The 18,620-nt window shown below is 64.4% G+C and carries 5 protein-coding genes; 4 read left to right on the top strand and 1 reads right to left on the bottom strand.

The window, feature by feature from the left end; genetic code table 11:
• The first annotated feature begins 55 nt into the window (after positions 1-55).
• Genes QNH97_RS11565 through QNH97_RS11555 form a run of 3 tightly spaced genes read left to right on the top strand, consistent with a single transcriptional unit; the run spans position 56 to position 15,766 of the window.
• Entirely contained in the window at positions 56-10,264 is a 10,209-nt protein-coding gene (locus tag QNH97_RS11565) for a non-ribosomal peptide synthetase (RefSeq protein WP_283556929.1), read from the top strand.
• Positions 10,261-14,118, top strand: coding sequence for a non-ribosomal peptide synthetase (locus QNH97_RS11560; RefSeq protein ID WP_283556928.1), 3,858 nt, complete (start codon positions 10,261-10,263; stop codon positions 14,116-14,118). The genes QNH97_RS11565 and QNH97_RS11560 overlap by 4 nt, the downstream gene beginning before the upstream one ends.
• A gap of 1 nt (position 14,119) precedes the next feature.
• On the top strand, positions 14,120-15,766 hold the full coding sequence (locus tag QNH97_RS11555) for a cyclic peptide export ABC transporter (protein ID WP_283556927.1): 1,647 nt from the start codon (positions 14,120-14,122) through the stop codon (positions 15,764-15,766).
• A 215-nt stretch (positions 15,767-15,981) separates the two neighbouring features.
• On the opposite strand, the gene fhuF is transcribed toward QNH97_RS11555, so the two are convergent.
• Entirely contained in the window at positions 15,982-16,671 is a 690-nt protein-coding gene (gene fhuF, locus QNH97_RS11550; RefSeq protein ID WP_283556926.1) for a siderophore-iron reductase FhuF, read from the bottom strand.
• A 199-nt stretch (positions 16,672-16,870) separates the two neighbouring features.
• On the opposite strand from fhuF, the gene QNH97_RS11545 reads away from it, so the two are divergent.
• The gene (locus QNH97_RS11545; RefSeq protein ID WP_283556925.1) at positions 16,871-18,574 is read left to right on the top strand and encodes an ABC transporter ATP-binding protein/permease; all 1,704 of its coding nucleotides are present in this window, start codon (positions 16,871-16,873) and stop codon (positions 18,572-18,574) included.
• Positions 18,575-18,620 lie beyond the last annotated feature (46 nt).

The raw sequence follows: 18,620 nt of genomic DNA, 5'->3' as shown, positions 1-18,620 counted from the left end.
CGCCTTGACTGACGCTTCCTCTGGTTTTCAAGCCTTTGAAATGGATCAAGCAAGCATGAACAACATCGAAGACATCTACTCCCTTTCGCCGACCCAGCATGGGCTGTTGTTCCACAGTGTCTACGAACCGGATTCGCGGGTTTATTACCAGCAACTGAGCCTGGAAATGAACGGCCCGCTGCACTTGACCGCGTTTCGCGGCGCCTGGCAGGCGCTGATGCAGCGCCACGCCGTGCTGCGCAGCGCCTTTCTCTGGGAGGAGCTGGACGATGCCTATCAGGTGGTGCAGCAAGACGTGGCGCTGCCCCTGACCGAACTGGACTGGCAGGACCGCGCCGAGTCGCAGGCCGCCCTGGAGCAATTGGCGCTGGAGCAGCGGGCCCAGCCCCTGGAGCTGAATGAATCGCCCTTGATGCGCGTGTGCCTGGTGCGCCTGGCACCCGAGCGCTGGCACCTGATCTGGACTTTCCATCACATTCTCATGGACGGCTGGAGCGTGGGCATCGCGGTCCAGGAGTGGTTGGCGCTCTACTACGAGCAGGCTCACGGGCGCCCCGCCAATCTGCCGCCCACCCGCGCCTACCGCGACTACATCGCCTGGCTGGCGGACCAGGACATGGCCGCCACCGAAGGATTCTGGCGCGATCAGTTGCAGGACGTGAGCGAGCCGACCCCGCTGCCTGATTTCGCCGTACGCCAGGCCGCGCCTTCGGGTGCCCCCTTCGCCGAGCGCGAAAGCCTTCTGGATGCCACCGAAACCGATCAGCTGTCGCACTTCGCCCGCCAGCATGACCTGACCATCAACACGCTGATCCAGGGCGCATGGGCCTTGCTGCTGGGTCAGCACGCCGGGCGCGACGACGTGGTCTACGGCGTCACCGTCGCCGGCCGCCCCGAGAACCTGGCGGCGGTGGACAGCACCGTCGGGCTGTTCATCAATACCCTGCCGCTGCGCGTGCAATGGTCCGAGGGGCCGACGCTGGTGGACTGGCTGCAGCAGTTGCAGCAAGCCAACAGCGACTTGCGCCACCACGCCTACCTGCCCCTGGGCAAGCTCAAGTCGATGACACGCATTGCCGCTGAACAGGCACTGTTCGACTCGATCCTGGTGTTCGAGAACTTCCCGGTGACCGATGCCCTCAACCAGGACACCGGCGGCCTGAGCTTCAGCGCCCCGGCCAATGACCAGCAGGTCGACGGACTCACCCTCACCCAAGGTCGCAACCACTTCCCGCTGTCACTGATCGTGGTGCCGGACAAACAATTGCACTACCTGATCAGCTACGACCGCAGCCGCTTCAGCGATGCCGAGGTGGCGCTGTTGTCAGCGCAATTGCGCAGCATTCTGTTGGCCATGACCGCGCAGCCGCAGTGCCGGGTCAGCGAACTCGAGTGGCTGAGCCCGGAAGAACGCCAGCAACTGCGGGTACAAGGGCGTGGCGTGCAATTGCCAGTGCCTGACGCGTGCCTGCACCAGCGTTTCGAACAGCAGGTTGCCGCCCATCCCGAACAACTGGCAGTCCGCGATCGCCAGGTCGCACTGACTTATCGTGAGCTGGACCAGCAGGCCAACCGCCTCAGCCAGTACTTGCGCGCCCAGGGCATCGGCCACGACAGTGTGGTGGCGCTTGCCCTGGAACGCAGTGCCGATTTCGTGATTGCCCTGCTGGCCACCCTCAAGGCCGGCGCAGCCTATCTGCCGCTGGACATCAAGCAACCCGCAGGACGTCTGGCCGACGTCCTGGTGGACAGTCGCGCCGCGCTGCTGATCGGCGCCGCCCCCTCGCCCCTGCTCAAGGGCCTGGCCGAGCAAACGCCGGCCCTGTGGCTGACGGAGCAGGCACACGCCATCGCAAGCCAGCCAGACACGCCACCCGCGGTGGACCACAGCCCGACTGACGCCGCTTATGTGATCTACACCTCGGGCTCCACCGGCACGCCCAAGGGTGTGGTGGTCGAACACCAGTCCATCGTTGACTACCTGACCGCGGTGCAAGCGGTACTCAATCCGCCGTTGGCAGCCCGCTATGGCTTGCTGTCCAGCATTGCCGCCGACCTGGGCCACACCCAGTTGTTCGGCGCCCTGTGCAGCGGCGCCAGCGTGTTGCTGGTGGATGAAGACAGCGGTTTCAGCCCGCTGGCACTGGCCGAACTGTTCGAGCAATACCCAGTGGATGTGCTGAAGATCACCCCAAGCCATCTCGCCGGCCTGTTGCAGGCGCTGCCCGATGCGCGCCTGTTGCCGCGTGCCCTGCTGGTGTTCGGCGGCGACGCCCTCAGCCCTGCACTGCTGGAGCAGGTGAACCGCCTGGCGCCGGGGCTCAAGGTGTTCAACCACTACGGGCCGAGCGAAGCGACGGTGGGGGCGATTGCCACCGAATTGCCCGCGGGCCTGCGCAGCATTGCCCTCGGCCGGCCGCTGCCTAACCGTCAGCTGCGGGTAGTGGACGCCAACGGTCGCCTGGTGCCGACCGGGGTGTCCGGTGAGCTACTGATCAACGGTGCCCTGGCGCGGGGTTACCTGCACCGGCCAGACCTTACCGCCGAACGCTTCCATCTCGATGAGCAGCAGCAACGCTGGTATCGCACCGGCGACCGCGTGCGCTGGCAGGTGGACGGCCAACTGGCATTTCTGGGACGGGTCGACAGCCAGGTCAAAATCCGTGGCAACCGCCTGGAACTGGGCGAAGTCGAGGCGCAGATCAAGCGCCTGTCGCCGCTGATTGAACAGGCCCTGGTACGTGCCGTGGAGCTGGAGGGCAGCCTGCGACTGGTGGCTTATCTCGTCGCCAGCCAGTCGCTGTCCGCGGCCAAACTGCGTAACGACCTCGGAGCGCGCGTGCCGGACTACATGGTGCCGACGCATTTCATCACCCTCGACGAATTGCCCCTCACTCGCAACGGCAAAATCGACGTCCAGCGCTTGCCGCTTCCGCACAAACCCACCGACGACAGCGCCACCCACGTTGCCCCGCGCAATGAAGTCGAAACGCTGCTGGCGGACATTTGGCAGGACGTCCTGAAGCTTGAACGTGTCGGTGTACACGACAATTTCTTCGCCCTTGGGGGCGACTCGATCATCAACTTGCAGATCATCGCCCGCGCCAACCAGCAAGGGCTGAAACTCACGCCCCGCCAGTTGTTCGAGAACCGCACCATCGCCGATATCGCCCGGGTGCTGGGCGCCGACGCCAGCCATGGGGTGGCCGAAAGCATTGCCGATGGCTACGACCTGCCATTGGGCGCTGGTCAACTGGCACGCCTGCAACAAGGACCGTTGGACGCCACCTGGCGTTGCGTGGCGCTGACCCAGGCGATCGATGGCGAGCTGCTGGGCCAGGCCATCAGCGCCTTGCAGCACCACCATCAAGCGTTGCGCCTTGCGCTCAAAGTGCTGCCGGAGGGTGAATGGCAGCAACGGGTCATGGTCGCGGCCAAGGCCCCGGTCATCACCACCGAGCAACTGGAAACCTGCGACCCGGCACGGCTGCAGGCCCTGGCCCAGGCCGGTGTCGACGCCCTTGAATTGCACGCCGGCCAAACCCTGCACGCCAGCTTGCTGGACGTAGACGGCCATCCCTCGCTGTTGCTGGCAGCCCATCCGTTGTGCCTGGACGAGGCCTCCTGGGCGCTGCTGCTCACCGACCTCAACCTGGCGCTGGGGCAACTGCGCTATCAACGACCGGTGCGCCTGTCCTACGCCGGTGGCGACTTCACCCAATGGACCCGTCATCAACAAGCCCATGCGCAAGGCGATGCGCTGGACGACGCCTGGGAACACTGGCTGCAATACGCCGGCCTGGAACCGCTGCAATTGCCTGGCAGCCAGCAAGCGTCCAGCGTGGTCGAGCAGACACTGCCAGCCAGCACGTCGAGCGAGCTCAAGCGTTTGGGCGAGGTGCTGCAACTGGACTGGAACAGCCTGTTGGCCAGTGCCGTGGTCGAACAGTGCCGAGAACTGTGCGGCGAAGGCCTGGTCGCACTGAGCGTGCAGGCTGCTCGTCCGCCCGCCGAACGCTTGCCCGTCGATGCGCCGATTGCCGTGGCCGACCTCGATCCGGCACGCGTCGTGGGGCCATTGGAATTGGCGGTGCCGTACTTCCTCCAGGCCGAAGGCGACAGCCTGCTGCAACGCTTGCAGGCACTGGCGGCGCAAATGCGCGCCTACCCACAACACGGTGCCGACTATGGCGCCCTGCGTTACCTGTCGGACAACACCTATCTGCAGGAACCCCTGCGCGACCTGCCGCCGGCATCGGTCGCCATTCGCTGGCTGGGCAACCTCGACAGCCATCGCGAAGAGCGCGGCCTCCTGGCCCAGGTCGAAGCCGCGACCCCATCGACGGCGACCACCTGCCCACTGACGCTGGACATCTGGTGGCAGGACGATTGCCTGCATGTGCGCAGCCAAGGCGCCCTCGCCGCCAGTTGGTCGCCACGGCTTGCACAACGCTTGGGCGAACTCGCCGGGCTGCTCGCCACGCCTAACCTGCGTCCCGCCAGCCAGGCCTTCCCGCTGTGCCACAAGCAGGCGCCGACCCTGGCGGCCGAGCCCTTGGACTGGTTGAACATCGAAGACCTCTACCCGCTGTCGTCCATGCAACAGGGCATGCTGCTGCACACCCTGCTGCAACCCCACAGCGGCATCTATCTGATGCAACAACGCTACAGCTGGGACGGTGTACTGCAACGCCCGGCGATGGAAGCTGCCTGGCAGTTGTTCCTCCAGCGGCATCCGATGATGCGCACCGCGTTCTGGTGGCAGGACGACCATGAGCCGCTGCAATGCGTGTACCGCCAGACCCATCGGGCGTTCGACTGGCAGGACCTGCGTCATCTCGATGAGGAGCAGCAGCGCCTGGCGATGGACCAGGCCCTCGAAGCGCAGCGCTTGGAAGGTTTCGACATGGCCTGCGCGCCGCTGACCCACTTGCGGGTGTTCCAGCTCGATGAGCGCCGCTTCGCCGTGGTGCGCAGCTTCCACCATATCCTGACCGATGCCTGGTGCTTCGGCCTGCTGATGGAAGACCTGCTGGCGATCTACCAAGCCATCGTGCGCCAGGAACCCGTGGCCCGCCCGCGCTTGCGGTCGTTCCGCGGCTACATGAGTTGGCTGGAGCGCCATGACATGGCCGCCGCCCACGCCTTCTGGCAGGCGCAAATGGCCGGTTTCAGCGAACCGACACCGCTGCATGTCGACAGTCCCGTAACCCGCCCGGAGCAAGCCCCGGAACAGGTCGGCGACTTCGACCAGACCCTGAGCATCGCCCAGACCCAGCGTCTGCAGCAGCTCTGCCAGCAATACCAACTGACGCCCAACACCTGGATCCAGGGCGCCTGGGCGCTGTTGCTGTCGCGCTACAGTGGCAACCGCGATGTGCTGTTCGGCGTGACCGTTGCCGGCCGCCCGACCGACTTGGCCGGTGTCGAAGAAATGGTCGGGCTGTTCATCAACAGCTTGCCATTGCGGATCGATGTCGACCCGCAAGCGCGAGTGGCCGACTGGTTGCAGGCGCTGCTGTCCCACAACGCGCAACTGCGCGAACACGAAAGCGCCTCGTTGGTGGACATCCAGCGTTGCAGCCAGGTGCCACGCGGCCAGCAGCTGTTCGACAGCCTGGTGGTGTTCGAAAACGCACCGCTGGATATCAGCAGCGTGCAACTGGATGCCTTCAGCATCGACATCTATGAAGACCGGGTGCACACCAACTTCCCGATGACGGTGGTGCTGTACCCCGGCGACCGCCTGGGCATTCGCCTGTCCTACGACAGCCAGCGGTTCAGCACCGCTACCGTGCAGCGCATGCTCGGCCATCTGGTGCAACTGCTGGGCGGCATGCTGGATGCACCGCAGGCACCGCTGGGCAGCCTGCCCATGCTGCCCGAAGCGGAGCGCCAGCAGTTGCAGATCGAATGCAACCGCAGTGACGTCGACTTCCCGCTGGAGCGCGGCTATGCGTCGCTGTTCGCCGATCAGGTGCGCAGCCGCCCGCAACACCTCGCCGCCGTCTGCTCGGGACAATCGCTGACCTACGCCGAACTGGACCGCCGCGCCAACGCCATCGCCCACGCGCTGCAAGCGGCCGGTGCCGGCCCGGAAACCCTGGTGGCGCTGTTTGCCGAACGTGGCCTGGCCTTGCTGACGATGATGATCGCCACCCTCAAGGTCGGCGCCGCTTTCCAGTCCCTGGACATCCAGCAACCCGTCACGCGCCTGGCCGAACTGCTGGACCTCGGCGAAGCCCCGCTACTGTTGGTTTGCGAGAATGCGACGTCGACACTGGACAACGTCCTGCCACAGATGCGCAAGCAACCCACCTGCCTGATTGCCCAGGCACTCTGGCAAGGCGCCGCACAAGCCCCGGTCACTTACGGGCACAACCCGGACCAACTGGCCTACGTGATCTTCACGTCGGGCTCCACCGGCACCCCCAAAGGGGTCATGGTCGAACAGCGCGGGATGCTCAACAACATGTTCGGCAAGGTCCCGAGCCTGGGCCTGGGAGAGCACGACCGTATTGCCCAGACGGCTTCGGCGGCGTTCGACATCAGTGTGTGGCAGTTCCTCGCCGCACCGCTGTTCGGCGCCACCGTACACATTCTTCCCGATGCCCAGGCCCACGACCCTGTGGCCCTGCTCGATGCCGTCCAGGACCACGGACTGACGCTACTGGAAACGGTGCCGGCGCTGATTCGCGGCATGCTCCAGGAAAGCCAGGCCCACCACACATTGGCGAGCCTGCGCTGGCTGCTGCCCACCGGCGAGGCATTGCCCCCGGCCCTGGCGCGGGACTGGTTCGCGCGCTTCCCGGCGATCCCGCTGATGAACGCCTATGGTCCGGCGGAATGCTCGGACGACGTCGCCTTCCACCCTATCACCGAGGCCCCGGCCGACGACTGCCTGCACATGCCCATCGGCAAGCCGACCGCCAACAACCAGGTGTTCGTCCTCGACTCAGCGCTGCGCATGGTCCCCATCGGCGTCCCCGGTGAGTTGTGCATGGGCGGGGTCGGTGTGGGTCGCGGTTACCTGCACGATCCACAACGCACCCGCGAAGCCTTTGTCCCGCACCCGTTCCAGGCGGATGCGCGCCTGTACCGCAGCGGTGACATCGGCCGGATGCGCGAAGATGGCGTAATCGAATACCTCGGCCGGCGCGACCAGCAAGTGAAGATCCGTGGTCACCGCATCGAGCTGGGCGAGATCGAAAACCGCCTGATGCAACACCCGGCGGTGGACAGCGCGGCAGTCCTGGCGCTGCCCGACGCCCGTGGCGCCTTGCAACTGGTCGCCTGGTACGTGCTCGACAGCGCCGCCGACCTCGGCGGCGAGCCTGCGCCACAGATTTTGACGGCTTACCTGGGCAAACAACTGGCAAGCTACATGGTGCCGGCGCGTTGGCTGGCCCTTGCGCAATTGCCGTTGAACGCCAATGGCAAGGTCGACCGCCGTGCCCTCGCCGCCTTGGGCGTGCCCCAGGACGAGACGACGCAGACGCAGTGCGTGGCGCCGCGCACATCGACCGAGAAAGTCCTGGCCGAACTCTGGCAAGAAATTCTCGGCCTGGACAACGTAGGCGTGCAGGACGACTTTTTTGCCATCGGCGGTCACTCGCTATTGGCCACCCAAGTGCTGTCGCGGATTCGCCGCCGGTTGAACGTGAACCTGCCACTGCGCACTCTGTTCGAACGCGGCACCCTGGAACAATTGGCCGCCGCGGTGGACCAGCAACTCGGCACACAGGCCGAGCCCGACGGCGACAACGAAATGGCCCTGGCGCCGCGCAACCAGCCGTTGCCGCTGTCCTACAGCCAGCAACGCTTGTGGTTCCTGGACCGCTTCGAAGGCCCGAGCGCCGCCTACAACATGACCACCACCGTCAGGCTGCGGGGCGCTCTCGACATCGCCGCGCTGCAAGCGGCGTTGCAGTCTGTGCTTGAGCGCCATGAGTCCTTGCGCACCGCGTTCCAGCTCCATGGCGATCAGCCCTGCCAGGTCATCAGCCCGGCACCGCTGGTTGACTTGACGCCCACCGAGCTGAGTCACCTCGATGCCGAGCAGCAGGCGCAAACCCTGCAACGCCTGATCGACGAACAGGCCGGGCGCCCGTTCGACTTGCAACAGGCACCGATGCTGCGCGCCGGCCTGCTGCGCCTGGGCACCGACGATCATGTGCTGCAACTGGTGCTGCATCACATCGCCACCGACGCCTGGTCCATGGGCATCCTGGTGCAGGAGCTGATCACCGGCTACCAGGCCTACAGCAACGGCTCGACCCCGGTCCTGCCATTGTTGCCGATCCAGTACGCCGACTACGCCTACTGGCAACGCAGCGAAGCGCAACAGCGTCAGCTGGCACGCGCGATCGACTACTGGCGCCGCCAGCTCGACGGCGCGCCGACGCTGATTCCGCTGCCGCTCGACTGCCCGCGCCCGGCGCGACCTGACTACCAGGGCGCAGCCCTTGAACAACGGTTCACAGCGGCCCAGACCCAGGTGCTCAAGGCGTATGCCCAAGCGCATCGGGCGACGCTGTTCATGGTCCTGCTCAATGCCTTCAACAGCCTGTTGCAGCGGGCCACCGGGGCCAACGACTTTATCGTCGGCACCGACCTGGCCAACCGCGAGCACCCGGCCCTGGAACACCTCATCGGTTTCTTCGTCAACGTGCTGCCAATCCGCGCACGACTGACTGAGGGCGAACCCTTTGATGCCCGCCTGCAGCGCTTGCGCGAGGATTGCCTGTCGGCCTTCCAGCACCAGCAAGTGCCGTTCGACAAGCTGGTCGAAGAACTGCAGCCACCGCGTACACCAGGGGTCAACCCGTTGGTGCAGGTGTTGTTCGTCATGCAGAACACGCCCAGCGGCAACGCCAGCCTGCCGGACCTTGAGGTGGAACACCTGGTGCCCCGCCAGGAGAGCAGCAAGTTCGACCTCGCCGTGTTTGTCGAAGAGGACGAAGCGCAAGGCCTGAACGTGCGTTGGGTGTATCGCACCAGCGTGTTGCAGGAACCGACCCTCCAGCGCCTCGAGCAAGGCTTCGAAAGCCTGCTTGAGCAGATCGTCTCGGCGCCGGGACAGGCGCTGGACAATTGGTCATGGCGCCTTGAGGCAGGCAACGGCAGCACAGCATCCGCCCAGCCTGAGGCGGCGCTCGATGACGCCACGGCGCGCACTGCGCGCAAGCAGTCCAAACTGAGCAAGCTCAAGCAGACCCGTGCCACGGCCGTGAGCCAGGTGGCCCACGAACAAGTGCGTACCCACAGCCTCAGCGCCGGGCAAGCCTTGCCGCTGGTGATCGAACCGCTGCTCGGCGACCTGGACCCGGTGCACTGGGCCCTGCAAGCCCGGGCGTGGATCAACGCCCAATTGCGGACTCATGGCGGTTTGCTGTTCCGCGGCTTCAACCTGCCGGACGCCGCTGCTTTCGAGCAATTCGCCCAGGCCATCGAACCCGACCTCTACGGGACTTACGGCGACCTGCCGAAAAACACTTCCGGCAAGAACATCTACCACTCCACGCCGTACCCGGAACAGCACATGATTCTCTTCCACAACGAGAGCTCCCATCTGCCGCAGTGGCCACGTAAGCAGTGGTTCTATTGCGAGATTCCGGCGCCCCGTGGCGGCTGCACGCCCATCGTTGATTGCCGGCAGGTACTGACGCGGTTGCCTGCGGACATCGTCGACCGCCTCAAGGCCCAGGGCCTGCTGTACGTGCGGCACTTCACCGACAAGCTGGATGTGCGCTGGCAGGATTTCTTCAAGACCGAACAGCGCGAGGAAGTCGAACGCCAGTGCCTGGCTTCGGGCATGCGCTGGGAATGGCTGGGTGCCGATAACCTGCGTATCGCCCAGCACTGCCCGGCCATCGTCGAACATCCCGAGACCGGGGAACTGTCGTTCTTCAATCAGGTGCAACTGCACCACACTGCCTGCCTGGAGCCTGAAGTGCGCAGCAATCTGATCAGCCTGTTCGGCCCCGGACACCTGCCGCGCAACGTCTACTACGGCGATGGCAGCGTGATCGAAGACGCGGTGATGCAAGTGATCGGCGAAGCGTATGAAGACTGCGCGGTACGTTTTACCTGGCAAAAAGGTGACATGGTGATGCTGGACAATATGTTGGTGGCCCATGCCCGGGACCCTTTTGAAGGCGAGCGCAAGATCTGTGTCGCCATGGGCCGGATGATGCGTCGCGAAGAACTGACCGGGCATCTGCCCGAAGCCCAGCCGCTGCCGGCTTCGGAGGTGCAGGCATGAGCGCCTACGAACAGCGTGAAGAAGCCTTCGCCCTCTCGCCACAACAGCGCAGCCAGTGGCTGGCGGGGTTGCCGCCGGCACGCCTGGAACTGGAGATAACCGGCGCGTTGGCGCTGGAGCGCCTGCACCAGCGGCTCGCCGCGCTGGGCGCCTGCCACGAGGCCCTGCGCCTGAGCGTACGGCCTGAGCCGGGGCTGCTGATGCCGTTGCAGGTGGTTGAGTCCGCCGCTACCGCAGCAGACGCCATCAGTGTCGAGGTGCAATCGGTTGCTGACAATCGGCACCGGGTGACGCTGCAACTGCCGGCGCTGAGCGCGGATCGCGGGACCTTGCTGCGCCTGGCGCGGGCGCTGGCGGCAGCGGATACGCCGACGGTCGATGACGAGGCCATGACCTACACCCAATACAGCGCCTGGCTCTATGAATTGCAGACCGATGAAGACGCCGTCCACGGCCGGCGCTTCTGGGCCAGCCAAGCCCTGGAGGAACCAGCCGGCAGCGAGTTGCTCTACCGCCAGGTGCGCACCGACCGCCCCGACGCCCCGCTGACCACCCGCGTGATCGCCAGCCCGCAATTGACCGCGGCCCTGGACAGCTTTTGCCAGCGCCACGGTGCATCGCCCGAACAGGTACTGATGAGCGCCTGGGGCGTGCTGTTGCAGCGCCTGAGTACCGCCGACAGCCCGCCACTGACCTTGAACTGGGTACACGATTGTCGCGACGACTACGAAGAACTCGAAGACTGCTGGGGCTTGTTCGCCAAGCCCCTGCCCTTGCGCTGGCAACCGGCAGCGGACAGTCATTTTACCCAGGCGCTGGCGAACCTGCAGACACTCTGCGAACAGGCCACCGAATGGCAGGAGTACTGCGGTGTCAGCGCTGCACAGCCAGCTGAAACCCTGCATTACGGCTTCCAGTGGGGCGCGGACCTGGCTGATCGGCTCGACACCTTGGGCAACCGTGCGTCGACACTCAAGGTGCTCGATGTCCAAGCCATCCCGGCGGGCATGGAATTGCTGATGGTGGCCGAGACGATCAGCCATGAAACGTCAGGGCATGGCTATCGCCTGAACCTCTGGCACCTACCGAGCCGCTACAGCGAACAAGCCGCCCAAACGCTGCTTGAACAGTTCCAGTCGCTGCTGCTCGATGCCCTCGCCAACCCAGGCAAGACTCTGGCCGAGCTGTCGTTGCAGGCACCAAGCTTCACGGCAACGCTGGCGGCGCTACACGGTCCGCTCGACGCCACGGCGCTGCCATTTGCCAGCGTGCCGGCGCGCTTTGACACGTGTGCCGCGCAATTCCCCGGCCACTTGGCCCTGCGCGACCCCAACGGGCACCTGAGCTACGCCCAATTGCAGGCCCGCAGCAACCAACTGGCGCATTACCTGCGTGCCCAGGGTGTCGGTCGCGAAGACCGCGTGGCGCTGTACCTGGATCGCTCGGCGCAAATGGTCCTGGCCATGCTCGCTGTGCTCAAGAGCGGCGCGGCGTTCGTTCCCCTGGACGTGCACCAGCCCGCGCAACGTTCCCTGGCGATCCTGCAACAGGCGCGGCCGACTTTCGTCCTCAGCGGCGCGGCCGGCAGCGCACCGGCATTGCCCTCCATCGGCAGCCTCGACCTGGGCGATGAGGCGGCTTGGCAACAAGCACTCTCGACCGCGCCGAACATCGAGATCCAACCGCAGGACGCGGCCTACGTGCTGTTCACTTCCGGCAGCACCGGCACGCCCAAAGGCGTCATCGTCGAGCATGGGCAGCTTGCCAGTTACGTCGCCAGCGTGTCCCGGCGCCTGCAACTGGCCCCTGGTGAGCGCAGCGCGGTGGTCACCTCCCTGGCGGCCGACCTGGGCTACACGTTGCTGTTCCCGGCGCTGCTCAGCGGCGGCGAGCTGCACTTGCTGGACAAGGAAACCGCCATGGACGCCCAAGCCTGGGCAACCTGGCAGGCTGAATACCCGATTGATCACTTGAAGATCGTGCCGTCACTGCTCGACGCCTGGTTGATTCACGCTCAAAGCGCTGCCGTGCTCCCTCGTAAACAGTTGATCCTCGGTGGCGAAAGCTGCTCGCGGCGCCTGCTGCAGAGCATTCGCAGCCTCGCGCCGACGCTGGTTGTCTTCAACCATTACGGCCCAACCGAAACCACGGTCGGGGTGGTGATGCACAAAGCCGATCCGACCCGGGATTATCGCCGTTTGCCCCTCAGCGACCGTCTCGACGGCATGCGCCTGTACCTGCTCGACGACCAGCAAGCACCGGTCGCCCCCGGACAAAGCGCTGAACTCTACATCGCCGGTCCGCAATTGGCCCGGGGTTATCTGGACGCGCCACAAAACGCCGGTCGTTTCATCGAGTCGATGCAACGGCCTGGCGAACGTCTCTATCGCACCGGCGACCTGGCCCGCTACCTCCATGACGGCAGCCTGGAAATCACCGGGCGCGCGGACCGCCAGGTGAAAATCCGTGGCTTCCGCGTGGAACTCGACGAGATCCAGGCACAATTGACCGGTCTTCCCGGTGTGGCCCAGGCTGCGGTGGAATGCATCCCCCGGGGCGAGCTCGGCCAGCAACTGTTCGCCTTCATGACCCTGGCGCCCGGGCATTCGACCACGGTTGCCCGGCTACAAGGCCAGGCTCAGGACTGCTTGCCGGACTACATGCTGCCGACCCTGCGAATCGTCGAAGCCTTGCCGCTGATGGGCAACGGCAAGCTCGACCGCAAGACCTTGCAGCAATGGGCCGACAAAGTACTCGACACCGTCGGCAGCGCCTTGCCACGCACGCCACTGGAGGCCCTGCTGGCTGAGGTCTGGGCGCAAGTGCTGGGCCTGGAGCGGGTGGGCATCGACGATGATTTCTTCGAATTGGGCGGCCACTCCCTGGCGGCGGTGACGCTTGCCAGTCGCTTGCAGACCGCGTTGTCGGCGCCGGTGACCGTCAATGCCGTGTTCAACGCCCCCAGTGTCTCGGCGTTCGCGGCGCTGGTACAGGCCGAGCTCAAGCTCTCGCCGCTGGTCCGGCTGTCAGCGCCAAACGCCAGCGCGGTCGAAGCCGCCAACCTGTTCTGCTTCCACCCCTCCACGGGCCACGTGCAGGACTACCGCACGCTGCTGGTGCCGCTGCCGGCCTGGCATGTGTGGGGATTACAGGCCGCGTACCTGAGCGACGACAGCACAACGCTGGGCGGTGATATCGAGAGCCTTGCGGCGGTCTACGTCGAACATCTGCGTCAACAGCAACCTCACGGCCCTTATCACCTGCTGGGTTTCTCCCTGGGTGGCCTGCTCGCGATTGCCGCTGCCGCGCGCCTGGAAAACCAAGGTGAAAAGGTGGCTTTCCTCGGCATCATCGACTCGCAATATCAGCATCACGCGCCGCAAGACAGTGTCGAGGCACTGCTGGAGTCGGCCTCCCAAGCGCTGACGCCGGACAGCCAGGCCGTGTTGCGCCAGTTGCCGCAGGCGACCATGGCGGCATTGCTGGAGCAACTGGGTGCCCTGCCCCCGGCAGCACGCCTGGCGGAACTGGCGCAGTGGGCGCGCCTGCAAGGCCTGCAACTCGATGGCGACAGTTGGGAACATTTGCAAACGCGGCTGCGCTACCAGCAGCATACGCAGCATCTGCTGGCCACCTTCAAGCCTGCGCAGCTAAGCTGTCCGGTGCATGTCTGGTGGGCCGACGACACTCTGGAGCAGGCTGAATTCGCTGACCCGCACTGGGAACGCCTGAGCAGTGGGCCGTTGACCCGCGAGGTCATCCCGGCGCAGCACCTCACCCTCCTCGAACAACCCGCCTTGCACCAACAATTGGCGGCGTGTCTCGAGACCCTGGCTACAAGCGGAGCGGTTTGAAATGGATCTGTTGTTACTCATGGCTAAACGCTCATGGCGCGCACTGCTGGTGGCGACCCTGACGGGTCTGACCTGTGGCCTCGCGGCGGCCGGCCTGATCGCCAACATCAACCACAGCCTGGAGGTGTTCGATAAGTTGCGCCCGGTGGACGGGTTGTTTTTCGCGGGGCTGGTGGTGTTGGTGGCGGTATCACGGGTGATCTCCGACATCAGCCTGCTACGCCTGGGCCAAGCGGCGGTCAACGACATGCGCCTGCACCTGAGCGCCAAGCTGATCGATACGCCCTACGCGCAGTTGCAGCGATTGGGCAAGCATCGCTTGCTGGCCATGCTGACCGACGATACGCAAACCATCAGCCAGGCGGTGGAGTTGGTGCCGATCCTGTTGGTCAACGTCGGGATCATCGCCGCGTGCCTGGGTTACCTGGGCTGGCTCAGCCTGCCGCTGCTCGGCCTGACGCTGCTGCTAATCATCCTGGGCAGCCTCAGTTTCCACTGGCCGCAACGCCGGGCACTGACCTCGATCTCCCGGGCCCGGGAGCTCAAGGATCAGTTGTTCGATCAGTACCGCCTGCTCACCGATGGCAGCAAGGAACTGCAACTCAACCATCCGCGTCGGCAACATTTCTTCACCCGTCTGCTGATTCCGGTGAGCCAGCAATACCGTCGGGACTTTGTGCGTGGCATGAGCATCTACGCCGTGGTGCTGAACTGGGGCAATGCGGTGTTCTACATGCTGATCGGCGTGGTGCTGTTCGCCGCGCCGCATTTCATTGAGCTGGGTGTGAGCCTGGTCACCGGTTATATCCTGGCGATCCTCTACATGATCACGCCGCTGTCGGAGCTGATGCACGCCTTGCCGACCCTGGGCCGGGCCAGCGTTGCTCTGAACAAGATCCGCGCCCTGGAAGGCGAGATGGAAGCGGCCGACGAAACCGTCGACACGATCTCGCCGACCCAGGTTCGTAGCCTGGTGTGCCGGCATGTCACGCACACCTACTACCGCGAACGCGAGGACGGCCACTTCACCCTGGGGCCCATCGACCTGACCCTCAATGCCGGCGAGGTGGTGTTCATTACCGGCGGCAACGGCAGCGGCAAGACCACCCTGGCCTTGTTGCTGACCGGGCTTTACCGACCGGAAAGCGGCGACATCATGCTCGACGAGCAAGTGTCCTCGAGCAACGACAACCACCACTATCGACAGCACTTCTCGGCAATCTTCACCGACTTCTGCCTGTTCGAGAACCTGTTCGATGGCGACGATCCGCACCTGGTGAAACAGGCCCAGGACTACCTGGTCCACCTGCAACTGGACCATAAGGTGCAAATCGAGGAAGGCAAGCTGACGACCCTGGCGCTGTCCACCGGCCAACGCAAGCGCCTGGCGCTGCTCAGTGCCTACCTGGATGACCGCCCCTGCTACCTGTTCGATGAGTGGGCGGCCGACCAGGACCCGGTGTTCAAGCACTTTTTCTACACCCGGATCCTGCCGGACCTGCGCGAGCGCGGCAAATTGCTGATCGTCATTTCCCATGACGATGCCTACTTCGGCCTGGCCGACCGGCTGATCCGCATTGAGCATGGCAAGGTCAGCGAAGCTGTACCCGCAGCCGACACGCCGCCCCTGGCGCAAATGCTGTCTTGAAGCAACCATTGGACCTGTGGCGAGGGAGCTTGCTCCCGCTGGGCTGCGCAGCAGCCCCAAGGCCAGTCAGCATGGTGCTCCAGGAAAACAAGTTGCCGGGGTCACGACTGCTGCGCAGCCGAGCGGGAGCAAGCTCCCTCGCCACGATGGCTCATGCAGGCCCTGACCGCAGGATGCCCTGACCGACGCTTTTTGAGAGCAGGCATTCCCTGCGCTCAGTTTTCCTCATAGATGTAATGCAGATAACTCACCTGCTCTGCCACCGGCAGGCGGTGCAGCTTGGGGCAGGACTCGCAGAGCACCAATGGCTGGCCTTCGACGATCTCATGCAGTTGGTAATGCAGGCAGCAATGCCGGCGCAAGGGCAAACAAGGGCAAATCTGCGGCGCAGGTGATTCCACCATGCGTTGCAGCCCCCGCAGCTTCAGGCGTCCGTTGCTTACCGTGACTTGTTCCAACCATTGGTGCGCCTCGGCGAACCCGTCCCTGGACAGGTCGGGGTCCATTCTGGCGAAGGCGCCGTCCCAGATAGCGACGAAGTTACCCCACAAGACTTTCGGAGCCAGGCCGCCGGCTGCGGCCAGGGTGGTGAACAGCGGTGCCAGATGCTCGTGGATCAACCGCGACCAGTAGTCTGCACGGGCCTCCGGGTCCAAGGCCGTTAGCCGAGTGGCGAACCCCAGTGCCGAAGGTTGACCGTCGTCGTGCAGTAACACCGTTTCCTCGCCCCAGAAATCGATCGCGCAATGGCGGGTCAGCACGCAGGCCAGGGTGGCCGGCAGGACGATGCTCATGTAGTTCATCGACCACTGCGAAACCACGGCTGCGCGGTTCACGCCCGGATAACGCAGGGCGAACCGGGTCAACCAGGGTTGCAGCACGGCAGGGTCGAGAAGTTGGCTCAATGCGATGGAAGGCCGATCGCCCGGTTCCTGCTGGATGACTCGTTTTATCGGCGGCCAGGCCTGATTGAGCCATTCTGGAAATTCGATAACGGGTCTCCCGTGGCTTTCCCTAATTAATGCAAACGATTAGCATTGGCTGATCCTATCCTCCCTCCCCTGCAAACTCAACGTCGTTAGCGACCGGGCTCAGCAAGAACACATGCACACACTTCGCAATTTCTGGCGTCTCGCGCGGCCTTTCTGGGCCTCCGAGGAAAAGTACCCGGCCCTGTTGCTGCTGGTGGCCACCGTGCTGATGACCCTGTGTCTGGTCGGCGTCAACATCCTGACCAACTTCTGGAACCTGCATTTCTATAACGCCTTGCAGGCCCTGGACTACCACGGCTTTCTCATCGGCAGCCTGCAGTTCATTCTGCTGCAGATTGGCACGGCGGCCTTTACCGTGGGCGCGTTTCATTTCCAGCAGAAGCTGACCATACGCTGGCGTCGCTGGGCTACCCGGAACATGCTCGACCAATGGCTGGGCAGCCAGCGCTACCAGAAGTTGAAGCTGAGCGAGACCGAGGTCGACAACCCCGATCAGCGGATCGCCGAGGACATCGACCTGTTTATCGTCAAGTCGCTCAAGTTGAGCCTGGGGCTGTTGACGTCGGTGGTGTCGCTGTTTTCCTTCCTGCATATCCTCTGGCAAGCCTCCAATCTGGTCAGCGTGCCGTTCAACGACCAGTCGATCGTCATCCCGGGGCTGCTGGTGTGGATCGCCCTGATCTATGCGCTCCTGGGCACCGGCCTCGCCTTCTGGCTGGGGCGCGCGCTGCCAAGCCTCAATTTCATGCAACAGCGACGTGAAGCGGACTTTCGGTTTTCACTCATCCGTCTGCGAGAAAACGCCGACTCGGTAGCCCAATACCGCGGCGAAGTCGTGGAGAACGAACGCTTCAACCAACGCCTGGAGGCAGCGCTGCAAAACTTCTGGGCGCTGGTCAAGAAACAGAAACTGATCATGGGCTACTCGACCTTCTACTTGCGCAGCGCGACGGTCATTCCCATGTTCATCATGGCGCCGCAGTTCTTCGCCGGCGCGTTCCCCCTCGGTCGCCTGACGCAGATCAGCGCGGCCTTCGGCGAAGTGCACGCGGCCATCGCCTACCTGGTGAGCGTGTTTCCGGAGCTGTCGGAATGGAAGTCGGTGATCGACCGACTGGTCGGTTTCCAGGAGCGCCTGGATAACGTCGAGGTCAAGTCCCGGGTCAGGCTCGAACAGCAAGCCAGCGGTCTCGATATCAAGGACCTGGATATCTGGCTGCCAAACGGCCGACAATTGTTCAAAGGCTTCAACCTTTCACTCAAGCCCGGTGACAGCCTGATGATCAGTGCGCCGTCGGGCTATGGCAAATCGACGCTGATTCGTACGATTACCGGGCTTTGGCATCATGCCTCTGGCTCAAGCGCTTATGACCGTGACCGCGCACTGACCCTTTCGCAAAAACCTTACCTGCCGTTGGGCAGCCTGCGTGAGGCGCTCTGGTACCCCAACCCGCCCCGTCACGAAGAAGATGCCGCGTTGCGCCAGGCCATGGAGCACGTCGGCCTGCAACACCTGGGCGATCAGTTGGATCAGGAGCGAGACTGGACGCAGACCCTCAGCGTCGGCGAACAGCAACGCTGTGCATTCGTCCGCGCCCTGCTGGCCCGCCCCACGGTGCTATTTCTCGACGAGAGCAGCTCCGCCCTGGACGCGGCCAACGAAGCGCGCTGCTATCAATTGCTCAAACAGACGCTACCGCAGACGATCCTGATCAGCGTCGGACACAGCACCTCGCTGGAACACTTTCACTGGCAAGTCCTTGAGCTGCAGGACGAGGCTCAGTGGGTGCATCGAAAGGTCAAGCAAGCGGTATGAAGCTGGGTTGAAGCGTCGGCCGGCCTCGGCAGCCCTCCCTTACACC

It is taken from the genome of Pseudomonas sp. G2-4, assembly GCF_030064125.1.
Taxonomy (GTDB): domain Bacteria; phylum Pseudomonadota; class Gammaproteobacteria; order Pseudomonadales; family Pseudomonadaceae; genus Aquipseudomonas.
Note: the sequence above shows the minus strand (reverse complement) of the source record. Positions and strands in the feature narration are given on the sequence as shown.

Excerpts from the sequence above, each read along its gene's own strand:
- QNH97_RS11565 (WP_283556929.1), top strand. The coding sequence starts at position 56 with ATGAACAACATCGAAGACATCTACTCCCTTTCGCCGACCCAGCATGGG.
- QNH97_RS11560 (WP_283556928.1), top strand. The coding sequence starts at position 10,261 with ATGAGCGCCTACGAACAGCGTGAAGAAGCCTTCGCCCTCTCGCCACAA.
- QNH97_RS11555 (WP_283556927.1), top strand. The coding sequence starts at position 14,120 with ATGGATCTGTTGTTACTCATGGCTAAACGCTCATGGCGCGCACTGCTG.
- QNH97_RS11545 (WP_283556925.1), top strand. The coding sequence starts at position 16,871 with ATGCACACACTTCGCAATTTCTGGCGTCTCGCGCGGCCTTTCTGGGCC.